Annotated in this window: 21 protein-coding genes; 15 read left to right on the top strand and 6 right to left on the bottom strand. The window is 64.3% G+C overall.

Going from position 1 to position 21,105, the window contains the following annotated elements:
• The first annotated feature begins 15 nt into the window (after positions 1-15).
• The 6 genes from GSQ75_RS18840 (at position 16) to purH (ending at position 5,918) form a co-directional block, all read left to right on the top strand.
• Entirely contained in the window at positions 16-396 is a 381-nt protein-coding gene (locus GSQ75_RS18840) for a four helix bundle protein (protein WP_158756417.1), read from the top strand.
• 49 nt (positions 397-445) lie between these two features.
• Positions 446-1,813, top strand: coding sequence for an acetyl-CoA carboxylase biotin carboxylase subunit (accC, locus tag GSQ75_RS18835; RefSeq protein ID WP_158756416.1), 1,368 nt, complete (start codon positions 446-448; stop codon positions 1,811-1,813).
• Between the two features lie 91 nt (positions 1,814-1,904).
• Entirely contained in the window at positions 1,905-2,804 is a 900-nt protein-coding gene (gene prmA, locus GSQ75_RS18830; RefSeq protein WP_158756415.1) for a 50S ribosomal protein L11 methyltransferase, read from the top strand.
• Positions 2,805-2,917: 113 nt separating this feature from the next.
• Positions 2,918-3,763, top strand: a complete 846-nt coding sequence (locus GSQ75_RS18825) for a zinc-ribbon and DUF3426 domain-containing protein (RefSeq protein WP_158756414.1) — start codon at positions 2,918-2,920, stop codon at positions 3,761-3,763.
• A 143-nt stretch (positions 3,764-3,906) separates the two neighbouring features.
• Positions 3,907-4,239, top strand: a complete 333-nt coding sequence (locus GSQ75_RS18820) for a helix-turn-helix domain-containing protein (RefSeq protein ID WP_158756413.1) — start codon at positions 3,907-3,909, stop codon at positions 4,237-4,239.
• Positions 4,240-4,307: 68 nt separating this feature from the next.
• The gene (purH, locus tag GSQ75_RS18815; RefSeq protein ID WP_158756412.1) at positions 4,308-5,918 is read left to right on the top strand and encodes a bifunctional phosphoribosylaminoimidazolecarboxamide formyltransferase/IMP cyclohydrolase; all 1,611 of its coding nucleotides are present in this window, start codon (positions 4,308-4,310) and stop codon (positions 5,916-5,918) included.
• A gap of 128 nt (positions 5,919-6,046) precedes the next feature.
• On the opposite strand, the gene GSQ75_RS18810 is transcribed toward purH, so the two are convergent.
• Positions 6,047-7,057 carry a bile acid:sodium symporter family protein gene (locus tag GSQ75_RS18810; protein ID WP_158756411.1) on the bottom strand — a complete coding sequence of 337 codons (1,011 nt, stop codon included), beginning with the start codon at positions 7,055-7,057 and terminating at the stop codon, positions 6,047-6,049.
• 114 nt (positions 7,058-7,171) lie between these two features.
• Here GSQ75_RS18810 and GSQ75_RS18805 point away from each other — a divergent pair, with 114 nt between their 5' ends.
• Both GSQ75_RS18805 and GSQ75_RS18800 read left to right on the top strand, forming a co-directional pair.
• Positions 7,172-8,089 carry a LysR family transcriptional regulator gene (locus tag GSQ75_RS18805; protein ID WP_158756410.1) on the top strand — a complete coding sequence of 306 codons (918 nt, stop codon included), beginning with the start codon at positions 7,172-7,174 and terminating at the stop codon, positions 8,087-8,089.
• 90 nt (positions 8,090-8,179) lie between these two features.
• Positions 8,180-8,890, top strand: a complete 711-nt coding sequence (locus GSQ75_RS18800; RefSeq protein WP_158756409.1) for a glutathione S-transferase — start codon at positions 8,180-8,182, stop codon at positions 8,888-8,890.
• A 16-nt stretch (positions 8,891-8,906) separates the two neighbouring features.
• Here GSQ75_RS18800 and GSQ75_RS18795 read toward each other — a convergent pair whose 3' ends face one another.
• Positions 8,907-9,338 (bottom strand): EamA family transporter, encoded by a 432-nt coding sequence (locus GSQ75_RS18795; protein ID WP_158756408.1) that lies wholly within the window; start codon positions 9,336-9,338, stop codon positions 8,907-8,909.
• 79 nt (positions 9,339-9,417) lie between these two features.
• Positions 9,418-9,942, bottom strand: coding sequence for a DUF2782 domain-containing protein (locus GSQ75_RS18790; RefSeq protein WP_158756407.1), 525 nt, complete (start codon positions 9,940-9,942; stop codon positions 9,418-9,420).
• 85 nt (positions 9,943-10,027) lie between these two features.
• On the opposite strand from GSQ75_RS18790, the gene polA reads away from it, so the two are divergent.
• The 4 genes from polA to GSQ75_RS18770 all read left to right on the top strand — a co-directional run bounded on the left by polA (position 10,028) and on the right by GSQ75_RS18770 (position 16,242).
• Entirely contained in the window at positions 10,028-12,796 is a 2,769-nt protein-coding gene (gene polA, locus GSQ75_RS18785; protein WP_158756406.1) for a DNA polymerase I, read from the top strand.
• A 357-nt stretch (positions 12,797-13,153) separates the two neighbouring features.
• Positions 13,154-13,372, top strand: coding sequence for a hypothetical protein (locus tag GSQ75_RS18780; RefSeq protein ID WP_158756405.1), 219 nt, complete (start codon positions 13,154-13,156; stop codon positions 13,370-13,372).
• A gap of 73 nt (positions 13,373-13,445) precedes the next feature.
• Positions 13,446-15,641 (top strand): DNA helicase II, encoded by a 2,196-nt coding sequence (gene uvrD / locus GSQ75_RS18775; RefSeq protein WP_158756404.1) that lies wholly within the window; start codon positions 13,446-13,448, stop codon positions 15,639-15,641.
• A gap of 247 nt (positions 15,642-15,888) precedes the next feature.
• Positions 15,889-16,242 carry a hypothetical protein gene (locus GSQ75_RS18770; RefSeq protein WP_158756403.1) on the top strand — a complete coding sequence of 118 codons (354 nt, stop codon included), beginning with the start codon at positions 15,889-15,891 and terminating at the stop codon, positions 16,240-16,242.
• Positions 16,243-16,272: 30 nt separating this feature from the next.
• Here GSQ75_RS18770 and GSQ75_RS18765 read toward each other — a convergent pair whose 3' ends face one another.
• The 3 genes from GSQ75_RS18765 to GSQ75_RS18755 are packed head-to-tail and all read right to left on the bottom strand — an operon-like array spanning position 16,273 to position 19,500.
• Positions 16,273-17,529 (bottom strand): heme biosynthesis HemY N-terminal domain-containing protein, encoded by a 1,257-nt coding sequence (locus tag GSQ75_RS18765; protein ID WP_158756402.1) that lies wholly within the window; start codon positions 17,527-17,529, stop codon positions 16,273-16,275.
• Positions 17,526-18,671, bottom strand: a complete 1,146-nt coding sequence (locus tag GSQ75_RS18760; protein ID WP_158756401.1) for a uroporphyrinogen-III C-methyltransferase — start codon at positions 18,669-18,671, stop codon at positions 17,526-17,528. The genes GSQ75_RS18765 and GSQ75_RS18760 overlap by 4 nt, the downstream gene beginning before the upstream one ends.
• Before the next feature lie 58 nt (positions 18,672-18,729).
• On the bottom strand, positions 18,730-19,500 hold the full coding sequence (locus GSQ75_RS18755) for a uroporphyrinogen-III synthase (protein ID WP_158756400.1): 771 nt from the start codon (positions 19,498-19,500) through the stop codon (positions 18,730-18,732).
• A gap of 88 nt (positions 19,501-19,588) precedes the next feature.
• Between GSQ75_RS18755 and GSQ75_RS18750 the strand changes: the two genes are divergently transcribed.
• The 3 genes from GSQ75_RS18750 (at position 19,589) to GSQ75_RS18740 (ending at position 21,093) form a co-directional block, all read left to right on the top strand.
• Positions 19,589-20,062 carry a YiiD C-terminal domain-containing protein gene (locus GSQ75_RS18750; protein ID WP_158756399.1) on the top strand — a complete coding sequence of 158 codons (474 nt, stop codon included), beginning with the start codon at positions 19,589-19,591 and terminating at the stop codon, positions 20,060-20,062.
• Between the two features lie 73 nt (positions 20,063-20,135).
• The gene (locus GSQ75_RS18745; protein ID WP_158756398.1) at positions 20,136-20,555 is read left to right on the top strand and encodes a hypothetical protein; all 420 of its coding nucleotides are present in this window, start codon (positions 20,136-20,138) and stop codon (positions 20,553-20,555) included.
• Positions 20,556-20,646: 91 nt separating this feature from the next.
• Positions 20,647-21,093: a rhodanese-like domain-containing protein gene (locus GSQ75_RS18740; protein ID WP_158756397.1), complete on the top strand. Its 447-nt coding sequence runs from the start codon at positions 20,647-20,649 to the stop codon at positions 21,091-21,093.
• The last annotated feature ends 12 nt before the right edge of the window (positions 21,094-21,105 follow it).

The raw sequence follows: 21,105 nt of genomic DNA, 5'->3' as shown, positions 1-21,105 counted from the left end.
TGCCGGGAACCGGGAATGGGGAATCGGGAATCGTTCAAGCGGCCGCATGAAGGCCTGGATGTATGGCAGGACGCCATGCAGCTTGTGGAAACGGTTTATACGTTTTCCACGCACTTTCCCGATTTGGAACGTTTTGGCCTGACAGCGCAGCTTCGGCGTGCAGCTATCAGCATTCCTTCGAATATCGCCGAAGGTGCTGCTCGACGTTCAACTCCGGAGTACTGCCGGTTTCTCTCCATTGCACGTGGCTCGCTATCCGAACTGGATACGCAGTGCCAAATTGCAGTTCGACTGGGCTATGTAGAAATGTCCCCTGCTTTGAACGAATTGATTGATCGCGTGTTTGCCCGACTTACAGCGCTGCTGAACGCGTTGAACCAGCCCAAAGGTGCGTGATGACAACACTTGCCGCCATCCGATTCCCCATTCTCGATTCCCTATTCCCATGCTAGAGAAAGTCGTCATCGCCAATCGCGGCGAAATCGCGCTGCGTATATTGCGCGCATGCCACAGCCTAGGTATCAAAACCGTGGCGGTGCACTCCACCGTGGATCGCAACCTGAAGCATGTCGGCCTCGCCGACGAATCGATCTGCATCGGACCCGGCCCATCGGTCGACAGCTACCTCAACATCCCGCGCATCATCGCGGCGGCCGAGATCACCGATGCACAGGCGATCCATCCGGGTTACGGTTTCTTGTCCGAGCGCGCCGACTTCGCCGAGCAGGTGGAACAGTCCGGTTTCATTTTCATCGGCCCGACCGCTGAAGTGATCCGCCTGATGGGTGACAAGGTCGAAGCGATCCGCGCCATGAAGGCTGCTGGCGTGCCGTGCGTGCCCGGCTCCGGCGGTCCGCTCGGCGAGGACGTCGATACCAACATCAAGATCGCGCGCGAAATCGGCTATCCAGTGATCATCAAGGCCGCCGGCGGCGGCGGCGGTCGCGGCATGCGCGTGGTGCGCACCGAGGCGCACCTGGGCAACGCGATCACCATGACCAAGGCTGAGGCCAAGGCTGCGTTCGGCAACGAACAGGTCTACATGGAGAAGTTCCTGGAGAATCCGCGCCACGTGGAGATCCAGGTGCTCGCCGACGGCCAGGGCAACGCGATCCACCTGGGCGAGCGCGACTGCTCGATGCAGCGCCGCCACCAGAAGGTGGTCGAGGAAGCACCGGCGCCCGGCATCACGCCGGAACAGCGCGCCGCGATCGGCAAGGTCTGCGTCGATGCCTGCATTCGCATCAACTATCGCGGCGCCGGCACGTTCGAGTTCCTGTACGAGAATGGCCACTTCTACTTCATCGAAATGAACACCCGCATCCAGGTCGAGCATCCGGTCACCGAGCTGATCACCGGTGTCGACCTGGTACGCGAGCAACTGTTGATCGCCGGTGGCGAGAAGTTGTCGATCCGTCAGGAAGACATCGTGATCCGCGGGCACGCGATCGAATGCCGCATCAACGCCGAGGATCCCGACACCTTCATGCCAAGTCCAGGCACGGTGAAGCGCTTCGAGGCACCGGGTGGTCCTGGCGTACGCGTCGACACGCATCTTTACGACGGTTACAAGATCCCGCCGAACTACGATTCGATGATCGGCAAGCTGATCGTGCACGGCCCGGATCGCGAAACCGCGATCGCGCGCATGCGTCTGGCACTGGCCGAGACGGTGATCGAAGGCGTGAAGTGCAACATCCCGCTGCAGCAGCGCATCATGGCCGACGTCGGCTTCCAGCACGGCGGCCAGAACATCCACTATCTGGAAAAGCGGATGGCGGAGCAGAAGGAACACCCCGCCACCGGTCACTGACCGGCGTGCCGCGATAATCAGCCGTTGCGCGATAAACGATTCCTCGCGCAACGGCTCTTGCCTGCCGCCATTGACTACCCACGGACATTGCATGCCCTGGCTTGAACTCTCTCTTGTCGTCCGCACCGAACAGCAACCCGGCGCGGAAGAAGCGCTGGATGACCTCGGCGCCTTGTCCATCACGCTGCAGGACGCCAATGCGGAGACGCCGGATGAGCAGGCGATCTTCGAGCCGGGCGTGGGCGAATTGCCGCTGTGGCCGACGATCACGCTGAACGCGTTGTTCGACGCCGGCACCGATCGTCGTGGTCTCGCCGCAGCGCTTGGCGAACTGTTGCCGTGGCTGGAACCGGATCAGCTGACGTTCCACGACGTCGCGGACCAGAATTGGGAACGCGCATGGATGGATCAGTTCAAGCCGATGCCGTTCGGTCGCCGGGTGTGGATCTATCCGTGGAACATCGAGCCACCAGCCGGCGATGAGCTGGTGGTGGTTCGGCTCGACCCCGGCCTCGCCTTCGGCAGTGGCACCCATCCGACCACCGCGCTTTGCCTGGAATGGCTGGATGGCCTCGATCTGGCCGGCAAGACGATTACCGACTACGGCTGCGGCTCCGGCATCCTCGCGATCGCCGCGCTGAAGCTGGGTGCCGCCAGCGCGATCGGCGTCGACAACGACCCGCAGGCGCTCACGGCATCCATCGACAACGCCGAACGCAACGATGTCGCCGATCGCCTCGCCGTGTTCCTGCCCGAAGACGCCGCGGCCGAACCAGCCGATGTCTTTATCGCAAACATCCTCGCCGGCCCGCTCGGTGCCTTGGCGCCAACATTCGCGGCCGCCGCGAAACCCGGCGCACCGTTCGCGATTTCCGGCATCCTCGATGGCCAGCAGGAGGAGCTGCTGCAGCGTTACGCCGAATGGTTCGACGAGTTGCGCGTGGACACCCGCGAGGACTGGGTACGTATCAGCGGACGGCGTCGCGCCTGAACGAATCGGCACGACAGCATCGGTTCGCACGTGCATCACCACGTTGAGCATCGGCGCGCGAACCCGCTGGGCCGCCCTGCTAAGCTTGCTCGATACTGATCAAAGCGGCCCGCATGTACACCCAATGCCCCGAATGCCTGTCCGTGTTTTCGCTGGATGTGCGCACGCTTGCGCAAGCCCACGGCCACGTGGTGTGCGGGCATTGCAAGGCAAGCTTTGACAGCATCGCCACGCTCGCCGAGCAACTGCCGCCGGAGCCCTTTCACGAACTGCCGGTAAACGAACCCGCGTTCGAGCCACCATGCATCGATCTGGTGGTCTATCGGCCGCGGCCGGATCCGCCCGCCGTGGTCGAGCAAGACACCGTGATCGCGGAAGCCCCAGCGGTGGAGGATTTCTCGCAGTTGGTGTTTGCACCGCGCTTTGCCCGCGAGTCGCACGCGCATCGACCGGCACGATCACCGCGCCGGCAGCGCCCCCGTTCATCCGGCGAGCAGCGCTGGCCGTGGATCGTCGCCGGCGCCCTGCTCGCGCTGCTGCTCGTCATGCAGCTGGGCTGGGCGGAACGCGACCCGCTGATCCGCAATCCCACCGTGGGTGGCTGGCTGCGCAGCAGTTGTGCCGTACTCGGCTGCGAGCTTCCGCTGGTCGCCGCACCCCAGCAGATACAGCTGCTCGCCAGCAATGTGCAGGCACACCCCAGTGTCGCCAATGCCCTGATGATCAGCGCCAGCGTGCGTAACAACGCCGCGTTCGCACAACCCTATCCCATACTCACGATCACCTTGTCGGACGCGCAGGGACAGCGCATCGCGATGCGCCGGCTTCGACCGGATGAATACCTCGATGACCCCGCTATTCTGCGCCGTGGCCTGACGCCGGGCGCCAGCGCCGTACTGTTGCTGGAGGTGGAGGATCCAGGTGACAAGGCGGTCGCGTTCGAATTCGGTTTCGAATAGTACTTAAAATTCTCCTCACGCACGGGTAGACTCAACCCCTCGCGCAGACTGCCAACCGGTGCCCAGCACGCACCGCGACCTGCAGCAATAGTCATAACCATATGCAACGGCCCATGTAGCCGTCGTCTTGTACGTGAGGGAAGATGCCTGTGAATGCCGTAAGACTGCCTGCTGTCGAGGCCGCAAAACAGACCTCGTCGCAGGGCGCCGATTCGCAGGGTGCCAGCTCGCTTAGTGCCGGCTCTCATAGCGCATTGAGCGAATGCGTCAGTCGTACGGTACGCCGCTATCTCGCCGACATCGGTGACACCGAATGCGCCGAAGGCCTGCACGCGCTGGTACTGCGCGAAGTCGAAGTACCGTTGCTGCGCGAGGTGCTGGCGTTTCATGACGGCAACCAGAGCCGCGCCGCTGGCGCGCTCGGCATCAACCGCGCCACCTTGCGCAAGAAGCTGGCCGCCCACGGCCTGCTGTAACTCCCGCCAAAACCGTCACCCAATCAGACGGCTATAATGAGCGGCTTTCCCCTCCTGGAAACCCGCACATGTCCACGCCCCAGCTCGTCCCGGTCCGTCGCGCCCTGCTCAGCGTCTCCGACAAGACCGGCCTGATCGATCTGGGCCGGCGATTGGCCGCCAAGGGCATCGAGCTGCTCTCCACCGGCGGCAGTGCCAAGGCCCTGCGCGAGGCCGGCATCGCGGTCACCGACGTCAGCGAGGTCACCGGTTTCCCCGAGATCATGGACGGCCGCGTCAAGACGCTGCACCCGAAGGTGCACGGCGGCCTGCTAGGCCGGCGCGGCACCGACGACAAGGTGATGGGTGAGCTCGGCATCGTGCCGATCGACCTGTTGGTGCTGAACCTGTATCCGTTTGAAACGACCGTGGCGAAGCCCGGCTGCACGCTGGAAGACGCAATCGAGAACATCGACATCGGTGGTCCGGCGATGCTGCGCTCCGCGGCGAAGAACTGGAACGATGTCGGCGTGCTGACCTCGCCCGATCAATACGCAGACGCGCTGGCCGAGATCGAACAGCACGGCGGCCTCATCCGCCCCACCCGCTTCAAACTGGCGGTGGCCGCGTTCAACAATGTAGCCAGCTACGACGGCGCGATCAGCGATTACCTGTCGGCCCTGCAGCTCAACGAGACGCAGGATGCCATCGCCGGGCATGATGCCTTCCCGGGCCAGGTCAACGGCCGCTTCGTGAAGCTGATGGATCTGCGCTACGGCGAGAACCCGCACCAGCAGGCGGCGTTCTACCGTGACATGTATCCGGCACCCGGCACCCTGGCCACCTTCCGCCAGCTGCAGGGCAAGGAGTTGTCGTTCAACAACATCGCCGACGCCGATGCCGCATGGGAGTGCGTGCGCAGCTTCAGCAAGCCGGCCTGCGTGATCGTCAAGCACGCCAATCCGTGCGGCGTCGCAGTAAGCCTGGATGGTATCGGCAAAGCCTACGACCTCGCCTACCAGACCGATCCCACCTCGGCCTTCGGCGGCATCATCGCGTTCAATCGCGAGGTGGACGGCGCCACCGCGCAGGCCATCGTGGCGCGCCAGTTCGTCGAAGTAGTACTGGCGCCGGGCTATGCGGATGAGGCGCTGAAGGCATTCGCCAAGAAGGGCAACGTGCGCGTGCTGGTGATTGCGCTGCCTGACGATGGCAGCCTGCTGCACGCCCATCCGGGCAACAATTCCAAGCGCGTGGGTTCCGGCCTGCTGATACAGAGCGCCGACCTCGGCATGGTTGGCGCGGAGGATCTGAAGATCGTCACCCGCCGCGCGCCGACCGAAGCGCAGATCCATGATCTGATCTTCGCCTGGAAGGTGGCCAAATTCGTCAAGAGCAACGCCATCGTCTATGCGAAGGACCGCCAGACCATCGGCATCGGCGCCGGCCAGATGAGCCGCGTCTACAGCGCAAAGATCGCCGGCATCAAGGCGGCTGACGAGAAACTCGAAGTGCGTGGCTCGGTGATGGCATCCGATGCGTTCTTCCCGTTCCGTGACGGCATCGACGCCGCCGCCATCGCCGGCATCGCCGCGGTAATCCAGCCGGGCGGCTCGATGCGCGACGCCGAGGTAATCGCCGCCGCCGACGAACACGACATGGCGATGGTGTTTACTGGCATGCGCCACTTCCGCCACTAAAGTGGCGGAAGTAAATCAGGCAAGGCCGCCATTGAGGCGAAAGCGCGGTGGAACTTCCCACCGCGCGATACACGAAGGCCCGGGTCGCAAGTCCGGGCCTTCGTCGTTTCGGCAGGCGTCGACGCGCCTCAGTTCGCTGGCGCGACATCCGCCTCGCCTGGCATCGACGGCGCCGCCGCGTCGAGTCGCCGTGCATAGCGACGCGCCAGCACCGCGCAGGTCATCAGCTGGATCTGGTGGAACAGCATGATCGGCAGCACGATCATGCCCAGCGGATGGCCGGCAAACAGCACCTTGGCCATCGGCACGCCGCTGGCCAGGCTCTTCTTGGAGCCGCAGAACACGATGGTGATCTCGTCGTCCTTGCAGAAGCCCAACGCACGCGAACCGTAGGTGGTGAGCAGCAGCGCCAGCGTCAGCAGCACCGCATTGACGATGAGCAGGCCGCCCAGCACCGGCAGCGGGGTCTGCTTCCACAACCCTTCCAGTACGGCCGCACTGAACGCGGTATAGACCACCAGCAGAATCGAGCCCTGATCGACCACGCCGACCAGCGGCTTGTGTTTCTGCACCCAGCCGCCGATCCAGCGCTGCGCCACCTGCCCGGCCACGAACGGCACCAGCAGTTGCAGCACGATGCCGCCTACCGCATCCCACGACATGCCACCGTGCCCATGCGACTCCAGCAAGGCGCCCACCAGCAGCGGGGTGATGAAGATGCCGAGCAAGCTGGAAGCAGACGCCGAGCACACCGCGGCGGAAACATTGCCGCGTGCGATCGAGGTGAATGCGATCGACGACTGCACCGTCGACGGCAACATGCACAGGAACAACACACCCATATACAGGTCCGGCGTCACCAGCGGCGACAGCACCGGTCGCAACAGAAACCCCAGCAACGGGAACAGTACGAAGGTGCTGGCCAGCACCGTCAGATGCAGCCGCCAGTTGGTGAGGCCGGCGACCACCGCCGTGCGCGATAGCTTGGCGCCGTGCAGGAAGAACAGCAGCGCGATCGCCACATCGGTGAGCACGCCAAACACCTGCGCGGCAGCGCCGCGACATGGCAGTACGCTGGCCAGCAGCACCGTGCATAGCAAGGCACAGGTAAAACGATCGGGAAGGAAACGGCGAAGCATGGGTACTCGGCATGCCGTCTGGAACGACGGCGCGGGTAGTCAGGTGCAGCTATTGCACCGCTCCTGCATTGATAAATCAAATCGTTTTATCTTATGCACTGATACCATATCCACATGAATGTCAGCCTGCGCCAGCTGCGTGCTTTCCTGGCTGTTGCCAGACTGCAGCATTTCCGCCGTGCCGCGGAAAGCTTGCACCTGACCCAGCCGGCGGTAAGCCGCCTCGTTGCGGACCTCGAAGCCGAACTCGACGTACGGCTGTTCGACCGCAATACACGCGAAGTGGTGCCGACTGAGGCGGGCCGTTATCTGCAAAGTGCCATGGAGCGCGTGCTCGAGGAACTCGAGGGCGTGCTGAGCCACGTCCACTCGGAAAGCGAGCGCCGTCACGGCAAGGTGCGCGTCGCGGCTGTGCCGACGCTGTCCGCCGGACTGATGCCGCAGTGCATCGCCGCCTGCGCCCACCACTATCCCGAGCTGACCGTGCAGCTGCATGATCAGGTGCAGACCCTGGTGCTGGACAGCGTGCGTGGCGGCGAGGTGGATTTCGGCCTGGCGATCGAACCGGCCGACCCCGAGGCGTTCCACAGTGAAACGATTCTGCATGACCCGTTCGTGCTGGTTTGCCGGCGCGACCATCCGCTGGCAAAACTCACTGCGGTACCGTGGAAGAAGCTCCAGGATGAACCACTGGTGCTGCTCGACCATACCTCGGGCAGCCGCCGATTGATCGACGATCAGTTGCTAGCCCACCACATCGCAGCGGACGTGGTGCAACAGACCGGACATACGCATACCGCCTTCCGCATGGTCGAGGCGGGACTGGGCATCAGCATCACGCCCAGCCTGTCGATGCCTGCCTCGGAGCAATTGGTGGTACGTCCGCTGACGCCCATCGCGAGGCGCGCCGTCACCCTGATCCGCCGCCGTCACCGCTCGCTGTCGCCGGTGGCCGAGCTGGTATGGACACAGATCCGCGACATGGCTGCTCAGCTGTCGCCAGCGCGGCGCGCGCCATCGAAACCGGGCTGAGCGCGACCCACTCATCAACGGGCAAGCCACTCGCTCACATCGCCTTGAACCCGACGCGCCTAGCCTCGACGGCACTCAAGGGAGGCCGCTATGCGCTATCAGCTTTACTACTGGTCCGGCATCCAGGGGCGCGGTGAGTTCGTGCGACTGGCGCTGGAAGACGCCGGTGCAGACTACGTCGATATCGCACGGGAACAGGGCGACGACGCCATCATGCCGTTTCTTGCGGGTGACCAGGCCGGTGCGCTGCCGTTCGCGCCGCCCTTCCTCAAAGTCGGACGCACGGTGATCACGCAGACCGCCGCGATCCTGCTTTACCTGGCGCCACGGCTGAAGCTGGTGCCGGCAGGGGCGGTGGCCGGGCTTTATGCACACCAGTTGCAGCTGACCGTCACCGACCTGGTTGCCGAGGTACACGACACCCACCACCCGATCGCCAGCAGCCTGTATTACAAGGATCAGCGCGCCGCCGCGCTACAACGCGCGGAAGACTTCCGCCAGCACCGGCTGCCCAAATACCTCGGCTATTTCGAAGATGTGCTGGTACGCAGCGATGGCCTGCGCGCGTTGTCCGCCCACTCCTACGTCGATCTCTCGCTGTTTCAGATCATGAGCGGGCTCGATTATGCCTTCCCGCAGGCGATGCGCCGGCTGCGTCGCAAGCTGCCGCATTTGCACGCCCTCGCCGCGCAAGTCGCCGAGCGGCCACGGATCGCCGCCTACCTGGCCTCGCCGCGCCGACTGGCCTTCAACGAGGACGGCATCTTCCGCCACTACCCGGAACTGGATGCGGCACGCTGAACGCAACACCCGCCGCTCAGAACAGTGCAATCACCATCGCACCAGCCACGATCAGCCCGCCACCGATCAACAGCGGCAGGCTCGGCTTTTCGCCGAGGAACACCAGCGCCAGCACGATCGCGATCGCCACGCTGAGCTTGTCGATCGGCGCCACCTTGCTTACCGGACCCAACTGCAGCGCGCGGTAGTAGCACAGCCACGAGAGGCCCGTGGCGATGCCGGACAGCACCAGAAAAAGCCAGCTGTGCAACGGCAATCCGGTCGGCTTCGCCCACTCCTGGCGCAGGCTGAGGATGCCGGCGGTGACAATCAGGATCACGATGGTGCGGATGAAGGTAGCAAGGTTGGAATTGATGCCGACCACGCCGAGCTTGCCGAACAACGCGGTCAGCGCCGCGAACAGCGCCGAGCCCAGGGCAAACAGCAGCCAGCTTTCACGCACTTGCATCGCGCCGCCCTCTGCTCGGGATCCGTCTTACCTGCGTCGTCAGGGCAACACGCGCCGATGACGACACTCAACGCCTGACTCAGTGGCTACCGTCATCCGCTGGCGTCTCGGTCGAGTCCGCAGTGGCCGGCTTGCTCTTGCCCCATTCCAGCACCTTGTACATCGCCGGCCCCACGTGCTTCTGGCCATGCTCGTCGACCAGTCGTCCCTGCGGATCGACCATGTAGGTCTGCTGTAAACCGTGCTTGGGTGTGACCACCACCATGTAGACCTGGCCACTGTGGCTGTATTCCTGGATGGTGTTGTCGCCTTCCTGGCGCACCCTGATCTGCGGCAGCGACGCGTCCTTGCTGCCGGTACGCGCATCCTGCATCGTCGGCAATGCTGGCGGCTCCCGGGTCATCGGATTTCCGTTCGGCGTTGCGGTGGTGCGATTCGAAGTGGCTGCCGGCGTGGCTGGGGGCGCCACCGCCTTGACGCCCGGATCGTTCATTCCAGGCGGTGGCGGCACGGTGGACGAGAAGGACTGCGCAGAAACGTTTGACGCAAACAGGCTCGAAACGAGCAGGACGCTGGCGGTAGCCAGCAAGGCAGCGGTTTTCATGGCGGCAACCTCGATCGGGGTGCAAAGCATAACAGTGCCTTCGCACAGCTTCCGTGAAGCGGATTGACGCATGCGAGAATGCGGCATGGCCAAATTAATCCTGATCGACGGCTCCTCCTATCTGTATCGCGCCTTCCACGCGTTGCCGCCACTGACCAATGCCCACGGCGAACCGACCGGTGCGCTGTTCGGGGTGGTCAACATGCTGCGCGCCACGCTGAAGGCAAAGCCGGACTATCTGGCGTTCGTCAGCGATGCCCCCGGCCCCACTTTTCGCGATGCGCTGTACGACCAGTACAAGGCGAACCGGCCGCCGATGCCGGAAGACCTGCGCTCGCAGGTCGAGCCAATGCTGGCGATCGTCGGCGCGCTGGGGTTTCCGATTCTGCGCGTGCCCGGCGTCGAGGCCGACGACGTGATCGGCACGCTGGCCGTGCAGGCACAGGCGCTCGGTATCGAGGTCGAGATCTCCACCGGCGACAAGGACCTGGCGCAACTGGTGAATCCGCACATCACCCTGGTCAACACCATGAGCAACACGGTGATGGACAGCGCCGGGGTCATGGAGAAATTCGGTGTGCGACCGGAACAGATCATCGACTTCCTCGCACTCACCGGCGACACCGTCGACAACGTCCCGGGCGTACCCAAGTGCGGCCCGAAGACCGCCGCCAAATGGCTGGCCGAATACACCACGCTGGATGGTGTGGTCGCGAACGCCGACAAGATCGGGGGAAAGATCGGCGAGAGCCTGCGCGCCGCGCTACCGCAACTCCCGCTGTCGCGCGAACTGGTGACGATCAAGACCGACGTGGCGCTGGAACTCTGTCCCACCGATCTGGCTCAGCGCGATGCTGATACCGCGCAGTTGCGCGAGCTGTACGCGCGCTATGAATTCAAGGCGGCGCTGAAGGATCTCGACGCCGCAAGCTCCTCGGCATCCTCACCCTTGGAAAGCAGCGCGCAGAGCGAACTATCCGGGATAACGGCTGCCCCGACACCTTTGCTGGATAACAACCGCGCCGCACCGGATGCCGCCTTGTCAGCGCCCGGCAGCTACGAACTGGTTACCACCCAGCCACAACTCGACGCATGGCTGGGAAAATTGCGCGACGCCGAGCTGATCGCGTTCGATACCGAAACCACCAGCATCGATGCTATGCGTGCGGACATCGTCGGCCTCAGTCTCTCCATCGAACCTGGCCATGCCTGCTATATCCCGCTGGGCCACGACTATCCCGGCGCACCGAAGCAACTCGATCGCGACGCGGTACTGGCTGCACTGAAACCTGTGTTCGAGGATGCCGGCAAACCGAAGCTCGGCCAGCATGCGAAGTACGACATCAACATCCTGTCGCACTACGGCGTCGCCGTGCAGGGGCTGAAGCACGATTCGATGCTCGAGTCCTACGTGTGGAACGCCACCGCGACGCGCCACGACATGGATTCGCTGGCGCGGCTGTACCTCGGCTACGAGACGATCAAGTACGAACAGGTCGCCGGCAAGGGGGCGAAGCAGATTTCGTTCTCGCAGGTGGATCTGGACACCGCCTGCCGCTATGCCGCCGAGGACGCCGACGTCACCCTGCGCCTTCACCATGCGCTGTGGCCCAAGCTCGAGAGCGTCCCGTCGCTGCGCAAGGTGTACGAAGACATCGAGATTCCACTGGTGCCGGTGCTTGCGGCGATGGAACGTCGCGGCGTGCTGATCGACGGTGACGAACTGCGCCGGCAAAGCCAGCAGCTCGGCAAGCGCATGCTGGAACTGCAACGGCAGTCCTACGCTCTGGCCGGACGTGAATTCAATCTCGACTCGCCGAAACAACTGCAGGCCATCCTCTTCGACGAACTTGGCCTGCAGGCCAAGCTGAAAACACCGACCGGGCAGCCGTCCACCAACGAGGAAGCGCTGGAAGCAATTGCCGATACGCACGAATTGCCACGGCTGATCCTCGATTACCGCGGACTGGCCAAGCTGCGCTCTACCTATACCGACAAGCTGTCCGGCATCGTCAATCCGCGCACCGGTCGTGTGCATACCAGCTATCACCAGGGTGCGGTGGCGACCGGACGGATCTCCTCGTCCGATCCGAACCTGCAGAACATCCCGGTGCGCACCGAGGAAGGCCGGCGCATCCGCCAGGCGTTCATCGCGCCGCCGGGCTGGAAGGTGATGGCAGCAGACTATTCGCAGATCGAGCTGCGCATCATGGCGCACCTGTCCGGCGACGAAGGCCTGCTGCGCGCGTTCCATGAAGGCGGCGACGTGCATCGCGCCACCGCGGCAGAAGTGTTCGGCGTGCCGCCAGAAGACATCACCACCAACCAGCGCCGCGCTGCCAAAGCGATCAACTTCGGCCTGATGTACGGCATGAGTGCGTTCGGGCTGGCGCGCCAGCTTGGTGTCGACCGTGGCGAGGCCAGTGACTACATGGCGCGTTATTTCTCGCGCTATCCCGGCGTACGCGCGTTCATGGATGCGACCCGCGAGCAGGCGCACCGCGACGGCTACGTCGAGACGATCTTCGGTCGCCGCCTGTATCTGGAAAACCTCACCTCGCGCAATCAGGGCCTGCGCCAGGGCGCCGAGCGCGCCGCGGTGAACGCGCCGATGCAGGGCAGCGCCGCCGACATCATCAAGCGCGCAATGATCACCGTGGCCGGATGGATCAACGGGCGCGACGACGTGCACATGCTGATGCAGGTACACGATGAACTGGTGTTCGAAGTGCGCGCCGATGCAGTTGATGAGGTGCGCGCCGCGGTGATTGAGCGGATGTCGGGCGCGGCGGAACTGGCGGTGCCGTTGCTGGTCGATGTAGGGGTGGGCGCGAACTGGGACGAGGCGCACTGAAGCAATAGTCTCGTATGCCGCACATGCAGACCTTCCCGTATAACAATGGCTTGCGCGTTAATGTTTCATCATATGAACCTGCGATAAATTTTTCTGCGCTTCCACTGCAACTTTCCCGGCAAACCTCGCTCTAAGTTATCGGATGCACGCAACGGCATCCACGGCTGGCTCACCTCCCTGAGCCGCCACGGACGAGAACCTCTCCCCTGGGTCTTCGCGTCCGCCCGGCCCCGAAGGTTCCCCCTAACCTTCGGGGCCTTTTTTTGCCTGCAATCGGGCCCGAACTCTCCAGCCTGTACTTTTTGTGCACACCGGCACCCGGCATACTCCAGCCACATCCATTGAGGGGAAACATCCATGCGCGCAGGACTGATCATCGTCGGCATCATCTTGCTGGTAGCCGGCATCTGGATCGTCTCCGGCCACGCCAGTTACCAGACCACCGATACGCTGTTCCAGGTCGGCTCGGCCAAGATCACCGCCACCCATGACAAGGGCCTGCCGCAATGGATCGGCATCGCCGGCATCGTGGTCGGTGGCCTGCTGGCCGTTGGCGGTTTCATCAGCAAGCGCTGAGCGTCATCGGACGCATCCGGAAAACCGCCGCCTACGCGGCGGTTTTCATTTGTGGCCGGCTACAATGGGCAGGATGGATGTCTCGTACCTGATCGACCCGCTCAACGACGCACAGCGCGAAGCAGTCTGCGCCCCGCCTGGCCACTATCTGGTATTGGCCGGTGCCGGCTCCGGCAAGACCCGCGTGCTCACCCACCGCATCGGCTGGCTCAACCAGGTCGAACGCGTGCCGCCATGGGCGATCCTCGCCGTCACCTTCACCAACAAGGCCGCCGGCGAAATGCGTGCGCGACTGGACGCGCTGATTCCCGGCGGCACCCAAGGCCTCACCGTGGGCACCTTCCACGGCATTGCGCATCGGCTGCTGCGCCGGCACTGGCGTGAAGCAGGCCTGCCGGAAACCTTCCAGATCCTCGATGCCGACGATCAGTTGCGACTGGTTAAACGCGTGGTCGCCGGACTGGGGCTGGACGATGCGAAATTCCCGCCGCGCCAGGCCAGCTGGCAGATCAACAACTGGAAGGATGAAGGCAAGCGTCCGGACAGCATCGAGCATCGCGATCATCCGGTCACGCACACCTTCGTCAACATTTACAAGGCATATGAAGACGCCTGCCGCCGCGCCGGGCTGGTCGATTTCGCGGAACTGCTGCTGCGCGCGCACGAGCTATGGCTGAAGAACCCGGCGGTGCTCGAGCATTACCAGCAGCGCTGGCGCTACCTGCTGATCGACGAATTCCAGGACACCAACACGCTGCAGTACGCGTGGATCCGCGTACTCGCCGGCAGCACCGGCCAGGTGTTCGTGGTCGGCGACGACGACCAGGCGATCTATGGCTGGCGCGGCGCCAAGGTGGAGAACGTGCAGCAATTCCTGCGCGATTTCCCCGGCGCGAAGACGATCAAGCTGGAGCAGAATTACCGCTCGACCTCGACCATCCTGAAAGCCGCCAACAGCGTGATCGCACGCAACGGCAGCCGCCTCGGCAAGCAGTTGTGGACCGCGGGCGAGGATGGCGAGCGCATCGCGCTGTATGCCGCCTACAACGAGCAGGACGAGGCGCGCTTCGTGATCGAACGCATCCGCGAATACATCGCCGAACACGGCCACGCGAAGGACTGCGCGATCCTGTACCGCTCGAACGCACAATCACGCAACTTCGAGGAACAACTGACTCAGCGCAACATCAAGTACCGCGTCTACGGCGGCCAGCGCTTCTTCGAGCGTGCCGAGGTCAAGGATGCACTGGCCTATCTGCGCCTCAGCGCGAACCGTCATGACGATGCCGCGTTCGAGCGCGCGGTGAACACACCGCCACGCGGCATCGGCGACCGTACGCTGGATGCACTGCGCCGCCGCGCGCGTGGCGACAACACCTCGATGTGGGAAGCCGTGCTCGCCGAATTGAGCAGCGGCAGCGAACTGGCCGGTCGCGCGAAGAACGCGGTAAAGGCATTTCTTACGCTGATCGATGAGATGGCGCAAACCTTTCTCGGTCATGGCAGCGACGAAGCACTCACCCTCGCCGAACAGATCGACCACGCGATCACCCACACCGGCCTGCGCGACTTCTACGAGAAGGATTCGCGCGGCAATGCCGAATCGCGCGTCGAGAACCTCGATGAACTGGTCAACGTCGCCAGCCGCTTCGAACCCACGCAGGAAGATATCGATGCGGGCCTCAGCGAACTGTCCGCCTTTCTCTCGCACGCCACACTGGAAGCCGGCGAGAACCAGGGCGAGGCGTGGGACGACTGCGTGCAGTTGATGACACTGCATTCGGCCAAGGGGCTGGAGTTTCCGGTGGTGTTCCTGGTCGGCATGGAAGAAGGCCTGTTTCCCAGCCAGCGCTCGGTCGACGATGAAGGAAGGCTGGAAGAGGAACGCCGACTGGCCTACGTCGGCATCACCCGCGCCCGCGAGAAGCTGTTTGTCACCCACGCCGAATCGCGCCGCATGCACGGCACCGAGATGCTGGCACGGCCCTCGCGCTTCCTCGGTGAAATACCGGCCGAGCTGATCGACGAAGTGCGCCCGCGGGTGCAAGTCACCCGGCCGATGTATGCCGGTCGCCCGCGCGAAACCTCATCATCGCTCGAGGAAACCCTGCCGGTGAAACTCGGCCAGCGCGTCAGCCACCCCAGCTTCGGCGAAGGCATCGTACTCAGCGCCGAAGGCAACGGCGCACACACGCGGCTGCAGGTGAATTTCGAAGGCGCCGGCAGCAAGTGGCTGGTGGCGGCGTACGCGAATCTGACGCCGCTTTAGAGCTGCATTCGGATCTGTTCGCCTAGGTTCACCGCGACGAATCATATTGCGTGGAATAGCGAGCAGCGCGGCGCGATAAGTCGGCACATCTGTTGGCTGGCCTCGAACCAAGGTAGCGGATCATCACGACCCAGCCGCAAGATCATGATCTTGCGGGAGTGATATGAACGCGTGCACCCATGCGATGAAACTCTTGTACCGCTGGCGCGTTCAATCCCTAGTCACCTATAGCCAGCGAAGAGTCATCATGGATCAACAGATCACGACGCCAGGCACATCGGAGCGCACCCGGCTCGACGAGAACATCTGCGTACACATCTTTACCGCGTCGGCTGCGATGGTGGGCGTCTGCCTGACGGTGATCGGGATCATTCGCGTGGTGATCTCACAGCACCGATCTGACATGCTTGCGGACGATCTGCTGGCCATAAACGCCATGCTCTACCTGGCATCTTCCCTGCTGTCGTACTGGGCTCTGCGCACGCGCAGTGTGACCCGTAACTATCGACTGGAACGCATCGCCGACATCATCTTCCTGGTCGCACTGACGTTGACCGCAGTCAACGCCGCCTACATCACCTGGGCGATGTCGGTGCACTGAGGGCAACGCATTGCACGATGCGATGGCGCGTTATTCGCGCAGCCGCGGCACCCCATGCTCGTTGCGTTCTTCGATCGCGACCGGGCGCGTATCGAGACGGTCGGCCCGCTGTTCCTGCGGCAGTGACTCGACGGCGTCACCGCGGATCAACGAGAGCGCGTTGCGGTAACAGCGTTGTGCCTGCTCCGGATTGCCCTGGCCGGCAAAGGTGTCGCCGAGCGCTTCCCATGCGCCCGCGCTCGGCACCAAGGCGAGCGAGCGTTGCAGGTACTGGTTAGCCTTGCCCCACAGCTTTAGCCGCACACACATGCGACCGAGCGTGAGCAACAAGGTGGCGTCGTTCGGATGACCGTCGAGCCAGCTTTCGGCGCGGCGCAGGCGCGCCTCGAGATCGTCGCCACCGAGTACGCCGTAGGTTTCCACGAGCAGCGGCGACCATTCGCGACGCAGCGCCGATTCGACTTCATCCATCGCCGGCAGGATCAGGCCGAAGCCAGCCGCACGGCGCGCATACGCGTCGATCACCGCCGGCACCCGGCGCTGCGCCTTGGGCAACTGCGACCACAGCGTATTGAGCGCGGCACCGTCCGGCGCGACATTGATCGTCGCGATGAGTACTTTCGCTTCCAGCGCCGCGTAAGCACGGGTGCCGAGCGCGCCGCTTTTCTGCAATGGATCGAGCGCCGCGCGCGCGCGCCGGACATCGCCGCTAGCCAATGCGGCCAGTGCCAGCTCGCGCCAGCCGCCGGGAGTCAGCGTGCCCTTGTCGGATTCGGGGGCCAGCAGCGCCAATGCTTCGGCCGGCTTGCCTTCACGGCGCAGCACGCGGGCGCGCAAGACACGGGCCGCCTGCGGCGCGGATTGCGAAGCCTGGTTCAACGCTTCCAGCGCGCGGCCATGTTCGCCGCGACGCGAGGCCGCTTCGGCCGAGGCCAACAAGGCTGGGGCACGCAGGCTGTCCAGGCGCGAGGCGCGGTTGAGGTCGCGCTCGGCGTCGCCGTGACGGCCTTCGATCAAAGCAATCAAGCCATCGCCCATGCGTTGCTGGCTGAGTCGCCGATGTCGCCGCGAGAACGCGCCGAACGGCCAGCGCAACAAGCGCCACAACACGGTTAGCAAAGCCCACGCCAGCAGCAGGATGAGCACGGCGGCGACGACAGTGGTTTCCACCCGCCAACCGTGCAGGCGCAGCAGCACATAGCCAGGATCCGCCGCCACCCAGTGCCAGCCGAATGCGGCCAGCGCAGCGACGATCACCAGCAGCAGAATCCAACGCCATAACCTCATGGTTTGGCTCCACTGGTCGGCTTGGCCGCACTACTGGCAGCCGCCGGCAGCGTGTCCGGATTCAGCGCATGCACGGCGCGCAGATTGCGCAATTCGCTCAAGGCGGCACCCAGTTGCACCGGCGCACTTGCGGGCAACGCGGCGGCGAGTTGCTTGAGCGTGACCTGTGCCTGCTGCACCGCGGGCGCTCTGCCATCGAACTGGGTCGACAAGGCGGCATCCACCCGCTGCAGCGCCGCTGTGTACTCCGTACTGTCGTAAGCCAGCAGGGCGACCTGCGCCTGCGCCAGATCCAACTCGGCCAGTTCGCGGGCAAAGCGCGCATCGGCCACCGCCAGCGGCGCGCCATTGTCGCGCTGCACGCTGACTACGCTGGCCAGCGCGTGACTGATGCGCGACCAGGCATCCGGCGCCTGCGTGGTGCCCGGGTTGTCGAGCGGCTTCAACGGCAGCATGGCCAGCGTGCCGCGCAAGGCGGTCAGCTGCTGCAGCGCATTGGCCTGGCTCGCCGGCTGGCTCTTCGCCAGGGCGTCGCGTTCGGCACTGATGCTCTGGCGCAGACCGCTGAACGCGGTGTCGTTGACCGCCGCCAGGGTCTGGTCGGCCAGCGCATACGCGGCCGCCGCGCCCTGCGCGTCGTGGAACAACGTGTAGCGTTCGCTGGCCATGCGCAGCAGCGATTCGGTTTCATCCAGCAGCATCGCGTCGTGACCGGAGAGGCTCTTCTCGGCGAGCTTGGCCACCGCATCCTCGAGATTGCGCGTGCGCTCGGCCTGGCCGAGCAATTCCTCGCGCAACGAACGGTTGACCGCGGCCGCATCGTTCAGGCGCTGATTGAGGCTGGTGCGCTCGCCGCTGACGCCGGACAGCGTGGTTTCCAGACTGGCCACGCGCTGCTGCAGGCTGGCCACACTCTGGCTGTCGGCGGCATTGCCCTGCTCCTGCTGCCATTGACGCCAGCCGACGTAGCCGGAAGCGCCTAGCGCGATCAAGGCCAGCAGCACGGCCAGCGCAAGACTGCCGCCGCCACGCGGGCCTGGTTCGCGCGGTGCGGGCACCGTTCGTGCCGGACGCGCCGGCATCACATCAGGAGGAACGCCCTCGGGCGCGGCGGACTCGCTGGGATTGTCTACGTTGCTCATGCGCGCATGCTAGCAGCCCATACGCCCGCGTTCGTAGCAAGCCGATGTGAAGAACGGGTCAGTCCGCGTGCATCGCCGCAGCGAGCAGATCGGCAGCCAGTGCCGAGGCGGCCCGCGTGATGCGTGAGAAACCGGCAGCACGCGCAGCGTCAGCCAGCCGTTCGCTGCTGACCACCGCCGTCGCTGCACACAGCCGCGCCCATGCCGTCCCCGGCAGCAGTTGCTGCAGATTCTGCAAGGCCTCCACACTGGACCACAGCACCTGCGCCGAGGGTGGCAGCTGCAGCAGTGCACCGACATGCCGACGATCCAGCCGCGGCCGTGCCCGCTGATACACATGCAACTCATGCAGCCGGGCACCGCGCGCGACAAGTTGTTTGCGCAGCAGGCCGCGACCGCCGGAGGCGCCGATCAGGCCGACGCGGCGATCGTGCAGACGGTGCAGCACCGGCTGATCCAACAGGCCTTCGCTGTCCTGTCGCGACGGTGTCAGCGGCGCCAGGACGCCGTGCCGGCGCAATGCCCGCGCCGTCCCTTGGCCCACGGCCAGCACCGTGGCTGCGGTCTGCAATGATGCCAGTGCCGCGGCGAAGCGCACGGCGGCCGGGCTGGTGAAGATCAGCACATCGCTCTGCAGTGTCGCCAGCAAGGCCGTGCGCGCCGTGGCTTCATCGGCCACGCCGCGCAGGGTCAGCCCTGGCAGCAGCACGGGTATGCCGCCCAGCGTTCGCACCCGTCGTGCCAGCGCAGCCGCGGTACCGGCGGGCCGGGTGATGACCACGACCCGACCACCGAGATCCGTCTTGTTCACCGGGGTTTGCCGCTGCATCCGCACACCGCATCCATCATGACCATGGCTCCAGTGTAACGGCCGCCTTACACTGGGAAGTCCCCTTCCCCGCTTGGCCCCGATCAACGTGACCCTGACCGACGACGCAACCACCCGTGCTCAACAGCTGATCCAGTTCATCCGCGACGAGATTCCGCTGGCCCATACGATGGATCTGCAGCTCGGCGAGTGCAGCGACGACATGCTCAGCCTGCTGGCGCCGCTGGCACCAAACGTCAACGACAAGGGTTGCGCGTTCGGCGGCAGCCTGGTCAGCCTGATGACGTTGAGTGGCTGGGCGCTGGTGGAACTGGCGCTGCGCCGACTGGGCCACGACTGCGATGTATTCGTGGCCGAATCCACGGTGCGCTATCTGTCACCGCTGTGGCAGGACTTTCGCAGCGAGGCGCGACTGAGCGCGGACGCCGACTGGGCCACGTTTTTCAACACACTGAAGGCACGCGGCAGGGCACGCATCGAAGTCGCCTGCGTGGTACCCGGCGAGGACGGCAAGCCGGCCGCCACGCTGAGTGCGCGCTTCGTCGCCAAGAGACGGGATTGAATCCGGCGCGGCTGAACCACGACAAGCCGCGTTGAGGCAGAATGGGCAGGTATTCATCGGGGGAGAAACCCACATGCGCCGTATCCTGAGCCTGCTTGCCCTGCTCTCCGTACTGTTGCTGGCCGGCTGCGCCACCGCCCAGAAGCGCGGCGATACGTTGACCACGACGCTCAACGCTTATGCCAGCGCGCTGCGCTGGGGCGATGTCGAGAACGCGGAGCACTTCATCGATCCCAAGATCCGCGCCGAGCATCCGCTGAGCGAGCTGGATATCGCGCGTTACAAGCAGGTGCAGATCAGCGACTACGACGACGGCAGCGGCCCGCTACCGGCTGGCAAGGATAGCGTGAAGCAGACCGTGCACATCAGCCTGGTCAACATCCACACCCAGTCCGAGCGCGGTATCGTCGACCACCAGACTTGGCAATACGACGAGAAAACCAATCACTGGTGGCTGACCAGCGGCTTGCCGGACATCACCCAGCAACCCTGACTAGGGCCGGCAGCCGCCTGCCGGTCGTGCCGTACCCGTATAATCGTCGGTTTACCCGAGTCGGTGCGATCCACGCACCTGTGGACTGATGATGAACGACATCCTGCACAAGCTGCCCGAATTTATCGGCAATCATGTGGCCCTGGTGGCCCTGTTCGCGATCCTGCTGGTGGCGTTGATCGTCATGCAGATCATCGAACTGTTCAGCAAGACCAAGGAGCTGACCCCGGCCGGCCTGACCTTGCTGATCAATCGCGAAACACCGTTGCTGATCGACCTGTCATCGATCGCCGATTTCGAGAAGATGCATGTGCCTGGCGCGAAGCACGTGGCGATGAGCCAGTTCGATCCGGAGAACAAGGATCTGGCCAAGGCGAAGGAACTGCCGGTGGTGGTGATGGACAAGGATGGCCGCGGCAATTCGATCAAGGCCGCTCAGCGGCTGGTCAAGGCCGGTTTCGTCAAGGTGCATACGCTGGGTGGCGGCGTGCTGGCGTGGCATGCGGCGCAGCTCCCCGTTGCCAAAGGCAACAAGTAGCAAGAGTGAGTG

It is taken from the genome of Dyella sp. S184, from assembly GCF_009766065.1.
Taxonomy (GTDB): Bacteria; Pseudomonadota; Gammaproteobacteria; order Xanthomonadales; family Rhodanobacteraceae; genus Rhodanobacter.
Note: the sequence above shows the minus strand (reverse complement) of the source record. Positions and strands in the feature narration are given on the sequence as shown.